This window comes from Halomarina ordinaria (genome assembly GCF_030553305.1).
GTDB classification, from domain to species: domain Archaea; phylum Halobacteriota; class Halobacteria; order Halobacteriales; family Haloarculaceae; genus Halomarina; species Halomarina ordinaria.
Genome location: NZ_JARRAH010000002.1, coordinates 102,599 through 122,615 on the forward strand (window position 1 = coordinate 102,599; position 20,017 = coordinate 122,615).

The window sequence follows — 20,017 nt, forward strand, 5'->3', positions numbered from 1 at the left end:
ACCGACTGCCAATAAAGGGATGTCGCTTCGTTCGCTATCTTAGAACATGTGTTCTATCGACTGGCGAGCGCGGCAGCAACACTCCTCGCCGAACGTCCACGGATATTCGTGAGTGCGTGGAACCCGCCATCAACTCGGGACTCGGGGAGTCCCCACGCGAGCAGTGCCTGGAGGCGCTCGTCGAACGCCTCGTCGTCAACGGGGTCTCGGAAGTCGCCACGTGGGTAGGCTCGTTTGGCCGAGTGTCGGCGGCCGTCGGTGAGTTCGACGGTCACACGCGCCCCCCAGTCGTCGGGGAACGACACCTCGAACTCGTCGTCGACACGCACCTCAACGCGGTCGGCGAGCGCTCGGACCGACGGCTCGGCGATCCGCTCTGGGTCGAAGTGCTCAAGCGTCACCTCGCCGCTTCGGAGGTAGCGAGCTAGCACGTACGGGATGGAGAACTTCGCACCGGTGAGCGTCTCGGGATTGCGGCGAGCCATGTCCACAGCGTTCGCGTACGTCTCGACGACGATTCGGTCAACGTCGTCCGGAGCAACGGATGTCGGGAGACTTATATCGCGAAGCGCGTCGAGCGGTGGGTGGGTGTACCGACACGAGGGGTACGGCTTGAAGTAGTTGTATGTCACCTCCCAACGCACACCTAGATCAGCGAACCGGTCGGTCAGCCAGCCGGGCTCGTCCTCGTCGAACGGGTCGTACACTGCACGGACGGCCGATTCTGACCCAGTCATCCCCGCCAGTGCCTGCTGCGCGAGCAAGACCCCAACCGCTGCGCTCGCCCCGGCGGTGAGGTTCCGCGACGGCGGGCCCGCAGCGTATGGGTCGTCCATCGACACTACTGCCCGGTTGGCCGCGAGCCTGAACGCCTCCCTGACCGCAGCCTCGTCGCCGCCCGCGGCGAGGACACCCGCCAGTGCGGGGCCGACGACCGTCCACGTGGCGTGGGGGTTGCGGACCAGCCAGGGTACCGCATCGTTGATGCGCGCCTTCATCCGGAATATCGCCTCCTCGAGGCGGGCGCACACCTCGTAGGCCTTCACGCACGCTTTGACGAAGCGCGCACCGCTCGCATCAGCCGTCTCCGCCATCGCCAGCCCACCGGTGACGATACCAGACCCCACGTGACCGCCCGTATTGTGGCCCTCCTCAACCTCTTGGACGATGGCCGCGGTTCCGTTGAGCGAGGCCGCCTGCGCTGGGGCGGTGGTCCGATCAGTGCCGAGTACCGTAGCTGTTCCCGGCGGCAGGTCTACCGCCGTCCATGTCTCGCAGTACGGCGGGGCTGCGCTCCCTGCGACGGTCGCCGCGAGGACGTCGGCCACCGTCCGGCCCCCGTGGTCGAGCACGCGTTCGGGAGGCGATGTTTCGAGGAACGTGAACACCGATGCCTCCCAGTCGGCGACGGGTTCGGGGAGTGCTCGGGTCATAGCGTCTCCGAAACGTGGATGCCCGCCAGTCGGCCGTAGCCGAGCGCGGTCGTCAATCCATTCCCGCTTAGGTAGCCGCTGGGGCCGTGGCCGCTGATACCCGCGGCCGCGCCACCGCCTGCGTAAAGGTTCTCTACGACGCTTCCGTCGGTCCGAACGACCCGGGCGTGCTCGTCGACGGTCAGCCCGCCTTGTGTGTGGAATAACGCACCCGTTATTTTCGCACCGTAGAACGGTGCCTCCAACGTTGAACGGCCGTCGGTGCGGCCGACCTCGTCAGGGTCGCCCGCCATGACCGCCTCGTTGTACCGCTCGACAGCCACGGCTGTCCGCTCCGGGTCACAGCCGAGTTCCTCTGCTAACGATGCAACGTCACCAGCGCTAGCGTACGCGCCGAGCCTCGCGGCTTCGTCGAAGTCGTCGAACTCCCCCTCCAGTCGCTCAAAAATGTCGGCGTCGAATACTTCGTACCCGAGTCCATCTGGCTGTTCCAGGACATCGACGGCGAACGCCGAGTATCCCTTCGTCTCGTCGCCAAAGCGCCGTCCCTCCTCGTTGACGAGGATGCCGCCGTTCATCACGACGGCGTACGTCGACAGCGACCCGGTCTGATGGGCGACGGTCGCGTGGGCCTGGTAGGCATCCATACACGACAGTTCGCCGCCCAGTTGCGCACCCCAGCGGATACCATCACCAGTGTTGCCGTCCGAGCCGAAGTACAGCGCGTCGGCGATCTCTTCACAGTGGTTCTTCACCATCCGACGGTTGCCGGCGAATCCGTCCGTGGCGAGGATTACCGCGTCGGCCTTGATAGCCTCAGTGTGGCGCTTTCCAGCGATAGCCCCTACCACCGACCCGTCGTCGGCGACGAGTTTCCGGAGAGGGCTGTTGGTGAGGAGTTCGATGTTCTCCGTCGCCTCGGCGCGTTCAACGAGCTGTGTAATGAGGTTGTCCCCGTTCCGTCCCGGCGGTGCGTGCATCCGGTACTCCGAGTGTTTCGGGTACTTGAAGTCATCTACGAGGTGGAGGTCGATGTTCCAATCATCAACAAGCCAATGGATGAGCGATGCGCTCTCTCGACACAGGTGGAGTACGCGGTTCTCGTCTGTGGTATATCCATTCTTCTCGAGGATATCTCGAGCCATGTCCTCGGGCCGTTCCTCGATACTGGCTGCCCGCTGAAAACGGGTTCCAGCGGCAGGAATCATTCCCGTCGACAGTGATGTGTTCCCTCCAAAAGAGTCCGACTTCTCGACGACAGTCACGGTCAGTTCGTCGTTCTCGGCTGCGGCGAGGCCGGCGACGAGACCGGTCCCTCCACCGCCACCGATGAGTACGTCCGTTTCTACGACCCAGTCAACCTCGTCAGCCGATATTATCTCCGCGTCGGCTCCTTCGATAGTTGGCATATCGTCAAATGATGCCATACGACAAACAGAGACGGAGAGATGGTAAAACTACCTCAACGCGAGGAGCTCTCGACCGACATAATACCTATAGAACTCTTTAAAACCGCTCCGGTGAACCTATCGCGCATGGCGTCGAACCCGCGCGCGGTGGTTGAGGAACTGTTCGACCGGATGGCAGACGAAGAGTGTCGGGAGACGGTCGGTGAACTGTTCGCCGAAGACGCAGTCATCCAGTTCCCCGGGGAGCGCTTCGAGGGTGCTGACGCAGCGGAGGAGATGCTCACGTGGCTTGACGCACAGTACGAGTGGGCGAGAAAAGAGTTCGACCGCTGGATCGTGACGGGTAGCGACGTGGTCTGTCTCGGTACCCTCTATGGAATCGACAGTGGTGGACAATCGTTCGAGGACGTTCGATACGTCGATGTCTACGAGGTTGTCGATGCTCGAATCGAACGAATGGACATCTACAACGACCTCGCGCTCGGGGGTATCGCCGAGTAATCAGCTTACACAACAGTGGGTTCGGAGGGTGTGGGTGTGTACTCAGTCGTCGTCAGACGGTCGCTCCTCACCACTCATCGACTCCCGATTGACCTCATCGGATTCGCCCCACCCGAGTCGATCACCGAGTGAGATGACACCGTTCGGGAGCAACAACGCGATCAGTACGAGTGCGATCCCGTAGACAACTGTATCGAGCCCGGGAATATCGGGGAACGAGACCCGAAGGGCCTCGCTCAATGGGAACACGAGGAACGAGCCGATGATGGTGCCTGGAACCGACCCGACACCACCAATCACCGATGGCAGCAGTATCTCTACGTTGCGAGTCAGACCAAAAACGGTCGACGGTCGGATGATCTCTACGTACATACTCCAGAACGCGCCACACCACGCCGTAAAGAACGCCGAAGTACCGATCGCGAACATCTTGTACCTGAAGGGGGAGATGCCAAGGCTGGCGGCTGCGTCCTCGTTTTCTCGGATAGCGAAGAGATAGTACCCGATCTGGGATCGCTTGATTAGCCACGCCACGACTGTAACGACCAGGAGGAACGACAGGATGAGATAGTAGTAGGAATTGGGCTCACGGAACTGCATCGCGACAAGGCCGAACTCCGCCCCGTAGTCCCCCGGGAACGGTCGGTAGATGCCGACCGCCGCACCGAACTCCTCCATATTCCGGACGACAACCTGCAGGAGGAGGGCGATGGCGAACGTCGCTAGCGCGAAGTAGTGACCTCGCAAGTCGTACCGGAAATTCAGAAAGCCGACCGCGAGTCCAATGACCCCGGCGACCAGGGCACCGACCAGTAACCCGATCCAGGGATTGATCCCGAACGCGACGCTGAGCTTGCTGGTGACGTACGCTCCAACCCCGAAGAACGCGGCGTGTCCGAACGAGAAGTAGCCGGTGTAGCCCGACATGATGTTCCATGCCTGACCGGCGGTCGCGTAAACAAGCGTCACAATCAGGACATTGACACTCAGGAAGGCACCGAGACTGAACCCGAGGATGGAGACACCGAGGAGCTGTGGTAACGCCGCCAGAAAGGCGAATCCGACGACTAGCTTTACCGTCGCTCCGTAGGGGGTACCGTTCAAACGGCTGTACGTGTCCCGGGCTCGAGCGAACGATGCTCGGTCCGACGTCATCGTGAGACCTCCTCCGCCCCGAACAGACCGGTCGGTTTGACGTACAACAACACGACGAACATCCCGAAGATAACGATCTCGTATACTGTTCCCGGGAGGTAGTAGCTCCCGTACACCTCTATGAGCCCGATGACGAGTCCCCCGACGAGCGCACCAGGGAACGAGCCGAGACCGCCCAAGACTACGATGACGAACGCCTTCACGAGGTAGGTCTCACCAGCAAATGGGTCGACTGGTGAGAACAGAACGATGGCCCCACCGCCAAGACCGGCCAACGCAGCCCCCAGTCCGAAGGTTAGATGATCGATTCGAGGAACGTTGATACCCATGTACCACGCAGCGTCGCGGTTGTCTGCGGTCGCGCGGAGCGCCCGTCCGAGTTTCGTGTAATAGAGGAAGGCCCAGCACGCAACGATCGACAGGAGGGCGATGACGAGGGCGTATAGCTGTGCTCTGGGGATACTCGCCCCGAGGACCTGATAGTTACCGAGCTGGATCCCCAGCGAGCGAGAATCGGCGCCGAACGCGATTTCCAGTAGCGCAATGATGATGAACGAGATGCCGAGCGTGACGATGAACTGATTTTCCTCGGGTTTCTCGATAATCGGCTCGATCGTTAGCACGCTCAACGCGACCCCGAGGACGAACAGTAACACGACGCTGACGATAATCGTGAGGAATGGAGACACTCCAAACGTCGACGAAACCCACCACGAGGAGAACATACCGAGGACGAGGAACGAGCCGTGGGCGAAGTTCACGATATCCATCACACCGAAGATCATCGTGAGTCCCAGTGCGGCCAGGGCATAGATTCCCCCCAACAGGAGCCCGAACACTAACAGCTGAAGTAAGACGGGGTTGAGACCTATCAAATCACCGAATAATTCTCGAAGCGGCTCAAGCACCCCGCTCTGTACGGCAAGATGTAACATACCTCGGTGAAGGGGTATCTGTTACTTAATAGTTGCTCAACGGCGGGCCGTCAACTCAGAACTGCGGACTTGTCTGTGCGTACTCTTCCGGGAACACGACGTTCGCTTCCTGGTCCTGAACTTGGTGCATCGGGGCGAGACCGTTCTCGTTTTCTCCATCGTCTTGGAACGTAATCGGCCCCATCGCAGCCGGGTGGTCTTCGACAGTAATGTTCTGGAGTGCACTCTGGATGTCACCCGGATCGGTCGAGCCAGCCTCTTCGATTGCGTTCGCAATGACGATAGTGCTAGCGTAACTCATCGAGGTGTGAATCACCTGTAACGGGTCACCGAACTCCTCCTCGTAGTCAGTGAAGATGGTCTCGGTCCAGTCGAGCGTGTGATCGAAGTCGTAGTTGTTCCCGAACCCACCCTCGACGAACTCCCCGATTTCCGAGATGACCTGTTCGGAGGTGAACGTCGGGGTCGAACAGCCCGTGAGCAGCGATGGCCTGTAGTCAACGTTCTGCAGACTGTTTGCAAGCATGATACCACCGTTTCCGTAGCCGACGAACACGATAGCGTCGGGATCGTTTTCTCTGGCCCTCGTGGCTTCGGTGTCGAGGTTCGACTGGTCAGCGGAGTAGGCGTCGGCGAACGCTATCTCCACATCGTTGTCCGGAAGTGCACTCTGGAGTGTCTCGTTGATAGACTGGCCGAACGCCGTGTCGAGGTAGACGATTCCGGCAGTGTCCATCGTCTGGTCGTTCGAGCGCGCGACTTCAGGCATGAACTCTGCGTAGTTCTGCGCGAACCCCGTTGCGTTGGGAGAGACACGGTAGACGTACTCTAGCTGGTTCTCTTGAAGAATCCGGTTAGCGACGGAAACGTCGATGAGGTGGGGGACTTGCTCGCGCTCGGCGATCTGAGCTGCAGACAGGGTCACCGGAGAGGAGTAACAGCCAGTGATAGCGACCGCTCCGGCTTCGATGAGTTGTTGTTCGACTTCGCCCCCGAGCTCCTGAGTCCCCTCGTTATCGCCCCGCTCGACGGTGAGTGTTGCACCGTCGAGACTGGGGATACCTCCGTCGTCGAATCCCGGGACGACACCCCCCTGGTTGATGTGGGTCACGGCCAATTCGACGGCGCGCGCCATCGCACTTCCTGCCCTCGATAGATCCCCCGACAGTGGGTGGTTCGCCCCGATGACGATTTCGTCCGAGCTACTCGAGGAACCCCCACCGTTGCTTCCGTTCGTGGAATTGTCCCCTCCGCCAGCACAACCCGCTAGCCCGACGAGACTACCGGCACCGACCGTTGCGATGAACCGACGTCTACTGGTTTCCGTGAAATTGCTATCGCTTGCCATGGATTGCTGTGTCACGACCTTAGTCGGATACTATATAAAACTTGGTTTACAGAGAGTGCCACGACGGGTGTCGGTACCAACGCTTATGAGAACGTGTGGCAAGATGTGACTATGTTCGTTCGTAATGTCGACCCAGAATTGGTCGACTGGGAATCGGAGACGGACTTCATCATCGTCGGTGGGGGAGGATGTGGCTTATCAGCCGCAGCGACCGCCGCTGCTCACTGTGATGTAACACTTCTCGAGAAAGCCGACCGGGTCGGCGGGAAAGCGCGTGTCGCCACCGGGCAAATCTGTGGAGTCGGCTCGTCACTCCAACACGAACTCGGTATCGACGATAGCGCGGAGGCGTTCTACGAGGACCTCCTAGTCCAGCAGACCGAGACATCCGCTGAGCGCTACACCCTCAACCACGACCTCGTCACGACCGTTGCCGGCCGTTCGGGAGAGACGCTCGACTGGCTTATGTCAGAGGTCGGTGCGGGCCTGACGCTCCACACCGGCCGGTTCGAGATGGCTGGCCATCGCGTCCATCGGACGCACTATCCCGTCCGCGCCGACGGAGTTATTCCACGAGCAGGCCAGCCAGTCACCGATGCACTCCATGAAACTGCTCTCGACCGCGATGTCGATATCAGAACCGAATTCCCCTGCGACCAACTAGTGCTCGACGAGGAGACGGGACAGATTATCGGTGTCGCCTCCAAAGAGAATCCGAGCGCTGTCCCGCGTCGTCAGTCAACAATCATGATACGGGCTGAGCACGTCCTGCTGGCCTGTGATGGGTTCGCAGCTAATCCAGAACTGGTCGCCGAGCGCCTCCCGGAGATCGCCGACCTGGACTACTGGGGGACCCGCGAGAACACGGGGGATGCGCTCCGCATCGCCGAGGAACTCGGTCTTCGCCTCGACGAACCGTTGTACGACATGCACGGCCCGTTTACCGTCCCGGAGGGCGTCTACCTCCCGAACGAACTCGTCAAGGCCGGCTCTATCATCGTCAACGAGGACGCAGAACGCTTCATGGACTGCGGGAACGTCCCCTACCGGATGATGGACATGCACATCCTCGACCAGGAGAGCTCGACCGGGTACCTCGTCCTCGACGAGTCTATCGTCGACTTGTTCATTGATGAACCGCTCACGACCCACCAGTTCTCGTTCCTGCTCGACGAGGACTGTTTCGACGTTTCGGACTCGGTGGCGGCGGTCGCTGACCGCTACGGTCTCGACGCCAACGACCTCGCCCGCACTATCGAGTCGGTCAACCGAGCCGCCCGCGACGACGACGCCGAGGTCCCTTATGGCCGGGCGTACCCCCACAATCTCGCGCCGCCGTTCTACACGGCAAAGATACGGCCGATGTACGTCAAGGCGCGACAGGGCATCGTAGTCGACGAGCGGATGCGGGTCGTCCGGGAGGACGGGTCGGTCATCGAGAACCTTTACGCGGGGGGAAACGCCTCCGAGAGTCTGGAGGCCGGAGACCCCAACGTCTACATCCCGGGGATGGACCTCATGACGGCGCTCACCGAGGGTCACTTAGTCGGCGAGTTCGTTGGCAAATCGGTCGCCGGGGCTGCAGGCGAGGACACGGAGGGACGGGCGTGAGTGCCGAGACGGACCTCGCGACGTTCGCGGCCGACCTCACATGGGCGGACATCCCCGAGACCGTCCGTTCGCACGCCTGCCTCGTACTCGCCGATACCGTAGCAGCGACGGTCGGCGGGTCTACCGACCCCGACGTCCGAGGTTTCGTCGGGGAGGCCTGCGAGCGCACGCCCGGCCGAGCGACCGTCATCGGTCACGGCGCGACCACGTCGCGGTACCTCGCGGCGTTCGCCAACGGTGCCGCGGGGACGGTGCTCGAACTCGACGAGGGCCATAAGTTCGCTGCGGGCCACCCGGCGATACACGTCCTCCCGGCGCTGCTCGCCGACGCCGAGGTCGATGCCGGGAGCGGCCGTGACCTGCTCGTCGCGTTCGTCGTGGGCTACGAGGCCGCCGCCCGGGCCGGACGCGCGTGCTACCCGCTCGCGGCGGGCTACCACCCACACGGTGTCTGGGGACCGGTCGGCGCCGCCGTCGGCGTCGCCGTCCACCGCGGATACGACGCCGAGGATATCCGGACAGCAGCGCGCATCGCCGCCAAGGATGCCCAGCACACGCTGATGGCGGCGGCGACCGAGGGTGCGACCGTCCGCCAGGCGTTCGCCGGCGGTGCGAACCTCTCGGGGCTCCTTGCCGCCGACCTCGCTGCTGCGGGGTTCTCCGGTGTCGAGGACGGGGTCGCCAGACACCTCGATCTCGCCGCTGACGGCGAGGTCGACCGCGAGGCGCTCGGTGCCGAATTGGGCGAGCGCTGGGACGTCACGCTCGGATATTTCAAACGCCACGCAGCCTGTCGCTACACTCACCCCACCATCGATGCGGTCGAGGCCCTCCTCGACGATGGCCTCGACCCGGCAACCGTCGAGCGTGTCCGTGTCGAGACGTACCCGACGGCGGCCGGTCTCACCGAGACTCACCCACGCAACGCGCTCCAGGCGAAGTTCTCCGTCCCGTTCGCCGTCGCTACCAGACTCGTCCACAGCACCGCCGGCAAGGCGGCGTTCGTCGACGACGCCATCGACGACGCGGCGCTAGCGCTCGCCGACCGGGTCGAGGTGGTCGCCACCGACGAGATGCGCGATAGACTCCCCGACCGGCGGTCCGCGCGGGTCACGATGAGAACGACCGACGGCACCTCGGTCACGGAGGAGGTGGTCCACGCGGCCGGCGGAGCCGAGCGACCGTACGACGAGGCGGCTATCCACGAGAAGTTCGATGCCCTCGTCCGGCCGGTGCTCGGCGACACGCGAAGAGACACGCTGTGGGCCGCGACGCGCGAGGGGCCGGCCGACCCGCAGTCGCTCTGTGCCCTGCTCCGGGCGGACGACTGACCGACAGGAGACGACGAACCGAACGCGAGGCGACAACCGCCGGTCGCGGTGCCTCAGTTGATGCCGAGGTACAGTTCGATGAGTTCGTCCTCCTCGGCGAGGTCAGCGGGCGGACCGTCGAACTGCGTACGCCCCTGTGCGAGAATATAGACGTGGTCTGCGACCCGCAGCGCGGTCTTGACGTTCTGCTCGACCAGCACGACCTGGACGCCGCTGTCGACGAGTGTCTGGACCTGGTCCATCACGTCGTCTACTAGCGCCGGCGCGAGGCCTGCCGATGGTTCGTCGAGGAGGAAGACATCCGCGCCAGAGACCATCGCGCGGGCGAAACTCAGCATCATCTGCTGGCCCCCCGAGAGCGCGCGGGCTTGTGCCGCCGTCTTGTCGCTGAGCACGGGGAACGCATCGAGCGCATCGTCTATGCGCCGCCGTACGACGTCGTCGTCGTCGACCGAGTGGCCCCCAAGCAGGAGATTCTCCCGGACCGTCATCGTCGGGAACAGCCCCCCGTCCTGTGGGACGGTGATGATACCAGCGTCGACCATGTCGCTGGCGTTGGCGTCGGTCAAGTCACGATCGCCCATCCGCTTGCGCCCGCTCCAGAGGGGGAGTTTGCCGCCCATAGCCTTGATGAGTGTCGACTTCCCCGATCCGTTGGGACCGAAGATACAGGTGACCCCCTCGTGGCTCCGCGCCGACACGCCGTGGATGATCTCGTGGTTCCCATACCCCGTCACCACGTCCTCGACGACGAGTCGGTCGGCCCGCGGGGACACGGCGTCGCCGTCGTCGGCCGTCGGGTCCGGGTCGACGCTCATCCGAGCACCTCCTCGATATCGCTCTCGGCGCCGAGGTACGCATCACGGACCCGCGACTCCGCGGTCACCTCGTCGAACGTCCCCTCTGCGATGATGCGCCCCTGATCGAAGACGCTGACCGTGTCCGCAAACTCCCTGATGAGGTCCATGTCGTGTTCAACGATGACGAACGTCGTCCCACGGTCGTTCATCGCGAGCAGTCGGTCGAGGATGCGCTTCTGGAGGGCGGGGTTGACGCCCGCAGTCGGTTCGTCGAGGAGGATGCACTTCGGGTCGAGCATGAGCAGGCGCGCCAGTTCGAGGAGTTTCTGTTGTCCGCCGCTCATCTCGCTGGCCTCGTCGTCCGCGAGGTGGGCGATGTCGAGGAACTCCAGTATCTCGCCGGCGCGTTCGCGCTTCTCGGAGCGGACCCGAAGTCCCTTCGAGTGGACCGCGAGAAGGTTCTCTCGGACGGTCAGACTCTCGAACGGCGAGACGATCTGGAACGTCCGTGCTAGTCCCTTGCGCGCGATCTCGTGGGAGGCGAGCCGCGTTACGTCTTCGCCGTCGAACGTCACCGTCCCCCCGTCTGGCTGGTAGAATCCGGTGACCGTGTTGAAGAACGTCGACTTTCCACTGCCGTTCGGCCCGATGATGCCCCGCACTTCGCCGTCCTTGACGGAGAGGGAGATACCGTCGTTCGCGACGAGCGCGCCGAACGTCTTGCGCAATCCGTCGGTCTCAAGAAGCGGTGCCATTGACCAGGGTGATGCAAGGTACCAACTTAAGCGTTGGTACACAGTTGCACGCACAGTCACTTCGCCTGGGGCGCGATTCACTCGACAGTGGAGAATCCCCTAACGATGCACAACGCATCCGCCTGCAGGCACTCCGCCGTGGCGAAACACACAACGTGTCTTACTGCGATGTGGTGGCATGGATCAGCTTCTGGGCGACCGGACGGCAGTCGTCACCGGCGCGACCAGCGGAATCGGGCGAGCCATCGCGCGACGGTTCGCCGCTCACGGCGCGGACGTCGTCGTCGCGGACCTGCGCGAACAGCCTCGTGAAGGGGGTGCGCCGACACACGAGCGTATCGCCGACGAGACCGACCGGCGGGCGCGGTTCGTCGAGTGCGACGTCCGCGACCCGACCGCCTTGGAGCAGGCGGTGGCGGCCGCCGACGGTTTCGGTGGTGTGGACGTGATGGTGAATAATGCGGGCGTCTTCCGCGCTGAATCATTCCTGACCGCCGACGAGGCGGAATTCGACCGCGTGTTCGAGACGAACGTGAAGGGGACGTACTTCGGATCGCAGGCAGCCGCCCGGCGGATGGTCAATCGGGGTGGCGGGAGCATTGTCAACCTCTCGTCGACCGCGGGGCTGTACGGCGTGGGCGACTACGTCGCGTACTCGGCGTCGAAGGGCGCGGTGCGACTCATGACCTACGCACTGGCCGACGCGCTCGGGTCCGACGGCGTCCGGGCGAACGTCGTCCACCCCGGCGTCGTTGAGACGGCGATGACCCGCGAGGACAGTCGAGTCGTGGGCACCGACGCGGGCGAGGCGTTCAGAGACCGCATCCCGCTCGGCGCGTTCGGCCGGCCCGAAGACGTCGCCGATGCGGCGCTGTACCTCGCGAGCGACCTTGCACGCTACGTCACGGGGGAGTCACTGGTCGTCGACGGCGGCATCCACTCGACAGGGTGAGTCCGTGTCGACGTTCTCACCGGTAGCTCCTCTTGAATGAACAGTGTCCGCGCGGTGCCGTTGCGGTGGACCCATCAGACCTGGAAGCAGGGAATCTCCCGCGAAGTCTAGCTCTCGGTCGCTTGCCGGTAGCGTCACATCCGCAACAACCTCGACGACAGTGCCGTCGTCGCAGGCGACTTCACTCTGCATCGTCCACCCTCGGTGACGCGGGCGTTCAGAACGGCCAGGTCTACGGTAGCGTGAGGCATGTATCGGAGTGCGGGGGTCGCTCGCAAAAGTGTAGCGGGGGCGCGACAGCTTTACCACCCCGTGAAGTGCACTCGTATGACATGGACTGGACGGCACGACCGAACCGTGAGAGGCGACCGACGAACGCGGCGGCTTTCCGGAGGCCGGCGTGACGACCGACGAAAATCGGACGGGGGTATTGTTCGCCCTGCGTGACGACCCAGCGCTGGCGGCGCGGGCGGAGGCGCTCGGCTACGACTCCGTGTGGGCGGCCGAGGGTCAGGGGATGACCGCGTTCGGGAAACTGGAGCGCTGGGCAGTCTACACCGATGAGATTCGTCTGGCGACGGGTATCGTCAACGTGTTCTCGCGGACGCCCGCGGCGGTGGCAGCCGCGACGGCGACGCTCGATCGGCACTCGGGCGAGCGAGCCGTCCTGGGCTTAGGGGTCGCTCACCCGGGCGTCGTCGAGACGTTCCACGGCGTGGAGTTCGACCGACCGCTCGCCCGAATGCACGAGTACGTCGAACTCGTCCGACGGTACCTCCGTGGGGAGGCGGCGGGGTTCGACGGTGAGTTCTATACCCCCGAGCGGACGAGTTTCTGGGCGGCGTTCGAACCCGAACGGGCGTCGGTCCCCATCTATAACGGGGCGCTCGGCCCGGCGAACGTCCGGCTGACCGGCGAGGTTGCCGACGGCTGGCTGCCGAACCTCTACCCCCACGGGCGCTTCGAGGAGGCGATGGGATGGCTCGCCGAGGGGGTGGACCGTGCTGACCGCGACCTTGAGGACATCGACGTGGCGATGTACGTGTTGACGTCGGTCCACGAGGACCCGTCCGTCGCATACGAGGCGGCGGCCTACCACGTGGCGTACTACCTCCGGGACGTCCCCGGCTACTACGGCCGGGTCGCCGAGGAGGCGGGATACGGGGCGGCGGTCGAGGCCGCCTGTGACGCCGAGACCACCGAGGAAGCCGCACGGCGTCTCCCCGAGACGTTCCTCGACGTCGTCGGCCTGGTGGGCACGCCAACATCGGTGCGCGAGCGACTCGAGGCCATCCGTGAGATGGGTGTCGACCTGCCCGTCGTTCGCGCGCCGGCGGGGACCGACGAGGCATGGGTCGAGCGGACGCTGGAGGCGTGCGCGCCGGGCGAGGCGAACACGCAGTAGCGTTCGACCCCCCTGGTGCGCAGGTGACGAAATTTTATACCGGTGGCCACCCCAGCCGTGTGTGAGAGATAATGACAGAGCGCATCTGGGAAGATCTGCTTTCCGAACGTGACAAGCAGGTCATCACAGCAGCCGGCTACGACAAGGAGGGTGCTTCCTCGTGGGAGTCCCGCGGCCTCGGGGAGAATCCGCTGGTCCTAGTCATCGACATGCAACGCCTTATCGTCGGCGACGACATCCCCATCCTCGAGGCAGTCGAGGAGTATCGGACAGCAATGGGCGAGGTCGCGTGGAGCGCCATCGACCACATCGAACCGTTTCTGGCGTTCGCCAGGGACCGGGGGCTGCGGGTGGTATACAGCCGGGTCGTCCCGTCGAGTTACGACGACCCCAACCACCCGGATCTCGACATCGTCGACCCAGTCGCTCCCGAGGCCGACGAGACAGTTATCGACAAGACATACGCAAGCGTCTTCTTCGACACCGAACTCGACGACCTGCTGCGTGATGGCGACCACGACTCGCTCATCGTCGTCGGCAACTCCACGAGCGGCTGCGTCCGTGCGACGGTCGTCGACGCGACCCAGTATGGTTACGGCGTCGTTCTGCCTCAGGAGTGCCTGTTCGACCGTATCGAGGCTTCGCACAAGGTCGGCCTGCTGGATATGTGGATGAAATACGCCGAGGTGCTAGAGACCGCCGAGGTCCGTGACTACGTCGACAGCCTGGTGTCCGCATGAGCCACGACCTCGTCATTACCGGCGGCACCGTCGTCACGCCCGAACACGGTACGTTCGAGGCCGACGTGGCCGCGACCGACGGCGTCGTCAGTGCCGTCGCGCGGCCGGGGAGCCTCAACGCCGACCGTGAGATAGACGCCACGGGTAACTACGTCCTCCCGGGTGCCATCGACCCCCACACCCACCACGGGATCTACCGGACGCTGGCAGAGGACGCCGAGAGCGAGTCGCGGTCGGACCTCGTCGGCGGCGTCACCACCATCGGGAACTACTTCCGGCGTCCCGGCTCCTACGCGGAGATAATGGACGACTACTTCGCACAGGCCGAACCCAACTACTACCACGACTACTTCTTCTCGCTGGGCTTGCTCTCGTTCGAGCACGTCGAGGAGATACCGCATATCGTCGAGGACCTAGGCATCACCTCGTTCAAGTGGTACATGAACTACAAGTATGCCGCCGAGGAGAAGTTCGGCGTCGACTGTCAGATGCTCGACGACTTCGGCGACACGTTCGTCCGGTCGCTCGCAAAGCAGGACGTCCCGACGACGCTCGGCTATCACTCCGAGAACGTCGAGATAACGAACTCGCTGGGCGACAACCCGTACTTGGAGGTCGAACGCGACGAGGACCAAGAGTACCGCGACTACGACGCCCTCGTCAAGCAGTTCCCGGACTACGCGGAGGCCCAGAGCATGATTGCGGGGGCCGCGCTGGCGCGCCAGCACGGTTATGGCGAGAACTTCTACGCCGTCCACGTCTCCTCGGGGCGGACCGCCGACGAACTCGCCACGCTCAAGGCAGCGGGCTGGGGGTTGACCGGCGAGACCTGCACCCACTACTTGACGCTCACCAGCGAGGAGGCCGACGAGCGCCACAACGTCAATCCGCCAGTCCGCTCGGCGACCGACCGCGAGACACTTTGGAGGCGGGTCGCCGACGGCACAATCTCCTGTATCGGTACCGACCACTGCTGCAACATGGCCGACGAGAAGATCGGTGATGACGTCCCCGACAGCCTTCCAGGGTTCCCGAGCACGGCAACGATGCTCCCGCTCGTCCTTTCGGAGGGGGTCGACCGCGGGCGTATCTCGCTGGAACGGGCCGTCGAGGTGACCTCGACGAACACGGCGAAGGCGTTCGATCTCTACCCGAAGAAAGGCACCGTCCGCGTCGGCAGCGACGCCGACCTCGTGGTCGTCGACCTCAAGGAGACGAAGACGGTCACACCCGAATTACTGAAGAGTGCCGCCGACTACTCGCCGTACGACGGCCGCGAGGTGACGGGATGGCCGACTCATACCGTTGTGAAGGGCCAGGTGGCCTACGAACGTGGCGAGGTCGTCGGCGACCCCGGCCACGGCACGCACATTGACCGCCCCATCTGACGATCGATCACGATAACGAGACATCAACGACCACGACATCAATCATGTACGCCACGACACACACGCGACCGATCGACCGCGAGGCCCGTCTCCTGGGCCGCTACCGACTGCCGGAGGCCACATGAACGGCCTCGAGACGACGATGGACGACGAGTCGGCGGGCCCACTCACGGGCCTGACGGTCGTCGAGGCGGGGACGATGATATCGGCCGGGACCGCCGGCCGGTTTCTCGCCGACTTCGGGGCTACGGTCATCAAGGTCGAACACCCCGAAACGGGCGACCACCTGCGCCAGTTCGGTCCACAGAAGGAGGGGACCGGTCTCTGGTGGAAGTACCTCGGGCGGAACAAGCAATCGGTCACACTGAACCTCGGCATCGAGGACGGCCAGGTCGTCTTTGAGGACCTCGTCTCGGAGGCCGACGTGCTCATCGAGAACTTCCGACCGGGGACGCTCGAACGTTGGAACCTCGGTTACGACCGTCTTTCGGAGCTAAATCCGGGGCTCGTCATGTGCCGGCTCTCGGGGTTCGGGCAGACCGGGCCGTACGCCGAGCGCCCCGGGTTCGGCACGCTCGCTGAGGCGATGAGCGGGTTCGCCTACCTCAATGGCTACTCCGACCGGGAGCCGCTGTTGCCACCGACGGGGCTTGCCGACGGCATCGCCGCGCTGTTCTCGACGTTTGCGGTCATGTTCGCGCTCTACCACCGCGACGTCCACGGCGGCAGTGGCCAGTATATCGACACGAGTCTCACCGAGCCCATCTTCTCGCTGCTCGGTCCACAGCCACTACGCTACGACCAGCTCGACACGATCGAGAAGCGCTCGGGCAACCGCTCGACGTCCTCGGCCCCGCGGAACGTCTACCGCACTGGCGACGACCGCTACGTCGCCATCTCTGCGAGCGCCCAGCCGACGGCGATGCGCGTGTTCGACGCTATCGACCGGCCGGACCTGAAAGACGACGAGCGGTTCGTGGACAACGAGCGTCGACTGGAGAACGTCGACGAACTCGACGGCCTCATCCAGGAGTGGATGGATGAGCATAGCCGCGAGGAGGTGCTAGCGGCGTTCAACGACGCCGACGCGACTATCGCACCCATCTACAACGTCGAGGACATCTTTCATGACGAGCAGTACCGCGCCCGGGACGCCGTCGTCACCGTTGAGGACGACGACCTCGGGCCGGCGCGGGTTCAGAACGCGTTTCCCCTGTTCAGCGAGACTCCCGGAGAAGTCTGCCATCTCGGGCCGGGACTCGGCAAGCACAACGAGGCGGTGTACGGCGGCGTGTTGGGGTACGACGAGGAGACTCTCGCGTCATTAGCCGAGGAGGGGGCGATCTGAGTGGCGCTTGACTTCCCCGAGGACGTCGCACTCGTCGAGATGCTCCCGCGCGACGGGTTCCAGCGCCTCGACGAGTTCGTCCCAACCGACGAGAAGGTCGAGATGATCGACCGCCTGTCGTCGACCGGCGTCGACGAAATCGAGTTCACGTCGTTCACCCACCCGAAGGCCGTCCCGACACTCCGTGACGCCGACGAGGTGGCCGCCCGCATCGACCGAAACCCCGACGTGAGCTACCGAGCGCTGGTGCCGAACGCGGTCGGCATGGAGCGTGCGCTCGATGTTGATGTTGATAAAGTGAACGCACTCGTTACCGTCAGCGAGAGCTACAGCCGGAAGAACCAGAACATGACCGTCGAGGAGATTCTCGACGAGGTACGCACCATCGTCGACCTCGCCGATGGGACAGACGTCGCGGTCGAGGCCGGCGTCGGCACTAGCTTCTACTGTCCCTACGAGGGGCGCATCGCTCCCGAGGCGACGCTGGAGGTCGTCGAGGCGGCGGTCGAGGCCGGCGTCGACGAGGTGACGCTGGCGACGACGATGGGACTGGCCGACCCGAGACAGGTGACCGACCTGTTCACCACGGCGATGGAGCGCTGGCCGGACATGGAGTACGGCCTGCATCTTCACAACACGAACGGGATGAGCCTCGCGAACACGCTCGCTGCGATGCTTGTCGGCGTCGACCGGTTCGACAGTTCCGTCTGTGGCCTCGGTGGCGGCGTCGTCCTCCCCGAGGGGATGACCGGGGTCGGCAACACGCCGACCGAGGACCTTGTCCGGATGCTCGCGGCAATGGGTGTCGAGACGAACGCGGACCCAGATCGAGTGGAGGCGGTGGCCCGCCACGTCAGCGAGGCGCTGGGGCTTGGCGCGACGAGCCACGTCCTCATGGGCGGCACCGTCGACCGGGTGCTGGAGACGGTCGAGGAGGCAAACAATTGATGTCGTTTCGTACACAACGGCCACTGTTGGCCGGGCAGCAAGCGGTCACACGGATTCGACCATGACTGGAAAGACATTCGCGGAGAAACAGCTCTCGGGGAAGTCCGGGCGGGACGTCCACGCCGGCGACTATGTCGAGGCGGAGATAGACGTGGCGATGGCCCACGACATCACGGGACCGCTCGCCTTCCAGACGTTCGACGAGGTGACCGGCAGTGACGGGGCACTGTTCGCGCCCGACCGAACCGTCTTCACCATCGATCACCACGCGCCAGCAGACGGCGTCCAAGCGGCGAACAACCACAACGCACTCCGGGAGTTCGCCGCCGAGCACGGCGCCCACCAGTATGACGTCGGCGACGGCATCTGCCATCAGGTGCTCGTCGAGGAGGGCCACGTCGGCCCAGGCGACCTCGTCGTCGGTGCGGATTCTCACTCGACGACGTACGGAGGCCTCGGCGCGTTCGGCACGGGCGTCGGCTCGACCGACCTCGGGACGGCGATGGCGACTGGCGACCTCTGGTTTCGCGTCCCCGAGACCCGGCGGTTCGAGGTCGAGGGTGACCTCCCAGAGGCCGTCTACGCCAAAGACCTCGTCCTGAAGTTCATTGGTGACGTCGGCTTCGCAGGGTGTACCTACATGGCCGCGGAGTACGCCGGGAGCACCGTCGCGGCCCTACCCCTCCACGAGCGGTTCGTGCTGGCGAATATGGCCATCGAGATGGGCGGGAAGGCGGGTATCGTTGAGCCCGACGAGCGAACCGCACGATATCTCGAGGCGCAGACGGGGCGCGCTCCAAGTACTGATGTCGACGACCCCGCGCTGCACGCCGACCCGGACGCCGAGTATGTGGACGTCCACACCTACCGGGCCGAGGAGATTGCGCCGCAAGTGTCGACGCCCTCGAACCCCGAGAACGCAGTCGACGTGGGGAAGGTAGAGGGGACCGAGATAGATCAGCTGTTCGTCGGAACGTGCACGAACGGCCGCTTCGAGGACATGCAGGTCGTCGCCGACGTCCTCGAAGGCGAGGAGATCGCACCGAACGTGCGGATGGTCGTCGTTCCCGCTTCGGGGGCTGTCTACCAGCAGATGCTCGAGACAGGCGTGCTGACGACGTTCGTCGACGCCGGCGCAGTCGTCCAGAGCGCGGGATGTGGTCCCTGCGCGGGCTACCACCAAGGCGTCCTCGGCGACAGCGACGTCTGTCTGGCAACGGCGAACCGTAACTTCCCCGGACGAGAGGGGTCGATGAAGTCGTCGGTGTACCTAGCGAGTCCGGCGACGGTCGGCGCGTCGGCGCTCTACGGGGAAATCACCGACCCACGGCGTGTCGACACCTCGCGGTATGACGATGTCGCGCTAGCGAAGGGGGCCCGCTCATGAGCACGGGTGATGACCCGGACCCCGCGACGCCGGCGCGCGCGTGGGTATTCGGCGATGACATCGATACCGACCAGATCATCCCTTCGCGGTTCATCGTCTCCAGCGACCCCGAGGAGATCGCACAGCACACGTTCGAGGACCTTCGCCCCGAGTTCTCCGAGTCGGTGCGTGCCGGCGAGTTCGTCGTCGGCGGGGAGAACTTCGGTAGCGGTTCGTCGCGCGAGCAGGCCCCACTCTCGCTGCTCGGTGCCGGTGTGGCGGGCGTCGTCGCCCAGTCGTTCGCCCGCATCTTCTTCCGGAACGCAATCAATCTCGGCTTGCCGGTGCTCATCAGCCCGGAAGCCGGACGCATTCGCGATGGCGACGAGATACACATGGAACTCGACACCGGCACCATCGTCAACCACACGCGCGACGAGCGTTACGAGGCCGAACCGCTCCCTGAGTTCCTCCAGTCGATCGTCGAACGAGGGGGACTGAAACCTTACACGAAGGCCAAACTCAACGAGCAGTAACCGTCGAGTATCCCGGGGCCATATCGGCCAATACTTATCACGGCCCTTGCGTAACT

19 protein-coding genes are annotated in these 20,017 nt (G+C 64.1%); 11 read left to right on the top strand and 8 right to left on the bottom strand.

What is annotated here, in order from left to right; genetic code table 11:
* Nucleotides 1-53: 53 nt before the first annotated feature.
* Together P1Y20_RS15375 and P1Y20_RS15380 are read right to left on the bottom strand one after the other, a co-directional pair.
* Nucleotides 54-1,433 (bottom strand): MmgE/PrpD family protein, encoded by a 1,380-nt coding sequence (locus P1Y20_RS15375; protein WP_304449587.1) that lies wholly within the window; start codon nt 1,431-1,433, stop codon nt 54-56.
* A complete protein-coding gene (locus P1Y20_RS15380; RefSeq protein ID WP_304449588.1) occupies nt 1,430-2,860 on the bottom strand; it encodes an FAD-dependent oxidoreductase in 1,431 nt (476 codons plus the stop codon). Before P1Y20_RS15380 ends, P1Y20_RS15375 begins: the two co-directional genes overlap by 4 nt.
* 108 nt (nt 2,861-2,968) lie before the next feature.
* On the opposite strand from P1Y20_RS15380, the gene P1Y20_RS15385 reads away from it, so the two are divergent.
* The gene (locus tag P1Y20_RS15385) at nt 2,969-3,343 is read left to right on the top strand and encodes a nuclear transport factor 2 family protein (protein WP_304449589.1); all 375 of its coding nucleotides are present in this window, start codon (nt 2,969-2,971) and stop codon (nt 3,341-3,343) included.
* A 42-nt stretch (nt 3,344-3,385) separates the two neighbouring features.
* Here P1Y20_RS15385 and P1Y20_RS15390 read toward each other — a convergent pair whose 3' ends face one another.
* From P1Y20_RS15390 to P1Y20_RS15400, 3 genes are read right to left on the bottom strand one after another with little or no spacing between them, the layout of a single operon-like run.
* Nucleotides 3,386-4,498 (bottom strand): branched-chain amino acid ABC transporter permease, encoded by a 1,113-nt coding sequence (locus P1Y20_RS15390; RefSeq protein ID WP_304449590.1) that lies wholly within the window; start codon nt 4,496-4,498, stop codon nt 3,386-3,388.
* Nucleotides 4,495-5,433, bottom strand: coding sequence for a branched-chain amino acid ABC transporter permease (locus P1Y20_RS15395; RefSeq protein ID WP_304449591.1), 939 nt, complete (start codon nt 5,431-5,433; stop codon nt 4,495-4,497). Before P1Y20_RS15395 ends, P1Y20_RS15390 begins: the two co-directional genes overlap by 4 nt.
* 55 nt (nt 5,434-5,488) lie before the next feature.
* Nucleotides 5,489-6,781, bottom strand: a complete 1,293-nt coding sequence (locus P1Y20_RS15400; RefSeq protein WP_304449592.1) for an ABC transporter substrate-binding protein — start codon at nt 6,779-6,781, stop codon at nt 5,489-5,491.
* A 111-nt stretch (nt 6,782-6,892) separates the two neighbouring features.
* Between P1Y20_RS15400 and P1Y20_RS15405 the strand changes: the two genes are divergently transcribed.
* On the top strand, nt 6,893-8,392 hold the full coding sequence (locus P1Y20_RS15405; protein ID WP_304449593.1) for an FAD-dependent oxidoreductase: 1,500 nt from the start codon (nt 6,893-6,895) through the stop codon (nt 8,390-8,392).
* The gene (locus P1Y20_RS15410) at nt 8,389-9,723 is read left to right on the top strand and encodes an MmgE/PrpD family protein (protein ID WP_304449594.1); all 1,335 of its coding nucleotides are present in this window, start codon (nt 8,389-8,391) and stop codon (nt 9,721-9,723) included. Before P1Y20_RS15405 ends, P1Y20_RS15410 begins: the two co-directional genes overlap by 4 nt.
* A gap of 53 nt (nt 9,724-9,776) precedes the next feature.
* On the opposite strand, the gene P1Y20_RS15415 is transcribed toward P1Y20_RS15410, so the two are convergent.
* Together P1Y20_RS15415 and P1Y20_RS15420 are read right to left on the bottom strand one after the other, a co-directional pair.
* A complete protein-coding gene (locus P1Y20_RS15415; protein ID WP_304449595.1) occupies nt 9,777-10,541 on the bottom strand; it encodes an ABC transporter ATP-binding protein in 765 nt (254 codons plus the stop codon).
* Nucleotides 10,538-11,278, bottom strand: coding sequence for an ABC transporter ATP-binding protein (locus P1Y20_RS15420; RefSeq protein ID WP_304449596.1), 741 nt, complete (start codon nt 11,276-11,278; stop codon nt 10,538-10,540). The genes P1Y20_RS15415 and P1Y20_RS15420 overlap by 4 nt, the downstream gene beginning before the upstream one ends.
* Nucleotides 11,279-11,456: 178 nt before the next feature.
* On the opposite strand from P1Y20_RS15420, the gene P1Y20_RS15425 reads away from it, so the two are divergent.
* Nucleotides 11,457-12,230 (top strand): SDR family oxidoreductase, encoded by a 774-nt coding sequence (locus P1Y20_RS15425; protein ID WP_304449597.1) that lies wholly within the window; start codon nt 11,457-11,459, stop codon nt 12,228-12,230.
* Here the strand turns inward: P1Y20_RS15425 and P1Y20_RS15430 are convergent.
* Nucleotides 12,192-12,422, bottom strand: a complete 231-nt coding sequence (locus tag P1Y20_RS15430) for a hypothetical protein (RefSeq protein WP_304449598.1) — start codon at nt 12,420-12,422, stop codon at nt 12,192-12,194. The genes P1Y20_RS15425 and P1Y20_RS15430 overlap by 39 nt on opposite strands.
* A gap of 208 nt (nt 12,423-12,630) precedes the next feature.
* On the opposite strand from P1Y20_RS15430, the gene P1Y20_RS15435 reads away from it, so the two are divergent.
* The 7 genes from P1Y20_RS15435 (at nt 12,631) to P1Y20_RS15465 (ending at nt 19,961) form a co-directional block, all read left to right on the top strand.
* A complete protein-coding gene (locus P1Y20_RS15435) occupies nt 12,631-13,635 on the top strand; it encodes an LLM class flavin-dependent oxidoreductase (RefSeq protein ID WP_304449599.1) in 1,005 nt (334 codons plus the stop codon).
* Between the two features lie 71 nt (nt 13,636-13,706).
* Complete coding sequence (locus P1Y20_RS15440) at nt 13,707-14,375, top strand: isochorismatase family protein (RefSeq protein ID WP_304449600.1); 669 nt, start codon at nt 13,707-13,709, stop codon at nt 14,373-14,375.
* On the top strand, nt 14,372-15,763 hold the full coding sequence (locus P1Y20_RS15445) for a dihydroorotase (protein WP_304449601.1): 1,392 nt from the start codon (nt 14,372-14,374) through the stop codon (nt 15,761-15,763). Before P1Y20_RS15440 ends, P1Y20_RS15445 begins: the two co-directional genes overlap by 4 nt.
* Before the next feature lie 142 nt (nt 15,764-15,905).
* On the top strand, nt 15,906-17,111 hold the full coding sequence (locus P1Y20_RS15450) for a CaiB/BaiF CoA transferase family protein (protein WP_368662187.1): 1,206 nt from the start codon (nt 15,906-15,908) through the stop codon (nt 17,109-17,111).
* Nucleotides 17,112-18,059, top strand: coding sequence for a hydroxymethylglutaryl-CoA lyase (locus P1Y20_RS15455; protein WP_304449603.1), 948 nt, complete (start codon nt 17,112-17,114; stop codon nt 18,057-18,059).
* Between the two features lie 61 nt (nt 18,060-18,120).
* Nucleotides 18,121-19,446, top strand: a complete 1,326-nt coding sequence (locus P1Y20_RS15460) for a 3-isopropylmalate dehydratase large subunit (protein ID WP_304449604.1) — start codon at nt 18,121-18,123, stop codon at nt 19,444-19,446.
* Nucleotides 19,443-19,961 carry a 3-isopropylmalate dehydratase small subunit gene (locus tag P1Y20_RS15465; RefSeq protein ID WP_304449605.1) on the top strand — a complete coding sequence of 173 codons (519 nt, stop codon included), beginning with the start codon at nt 19,443-19,445 and terminating at the stop codon, nt 19,959-19,961. Before P1Y20_RS15460 ends, P1Y20_RS15465 begins: the two co-directional genes overlap by 4 nt.
* The last annotated feature ends 56 nt before the right edge of the window (nt 19,962-20,017 follow it).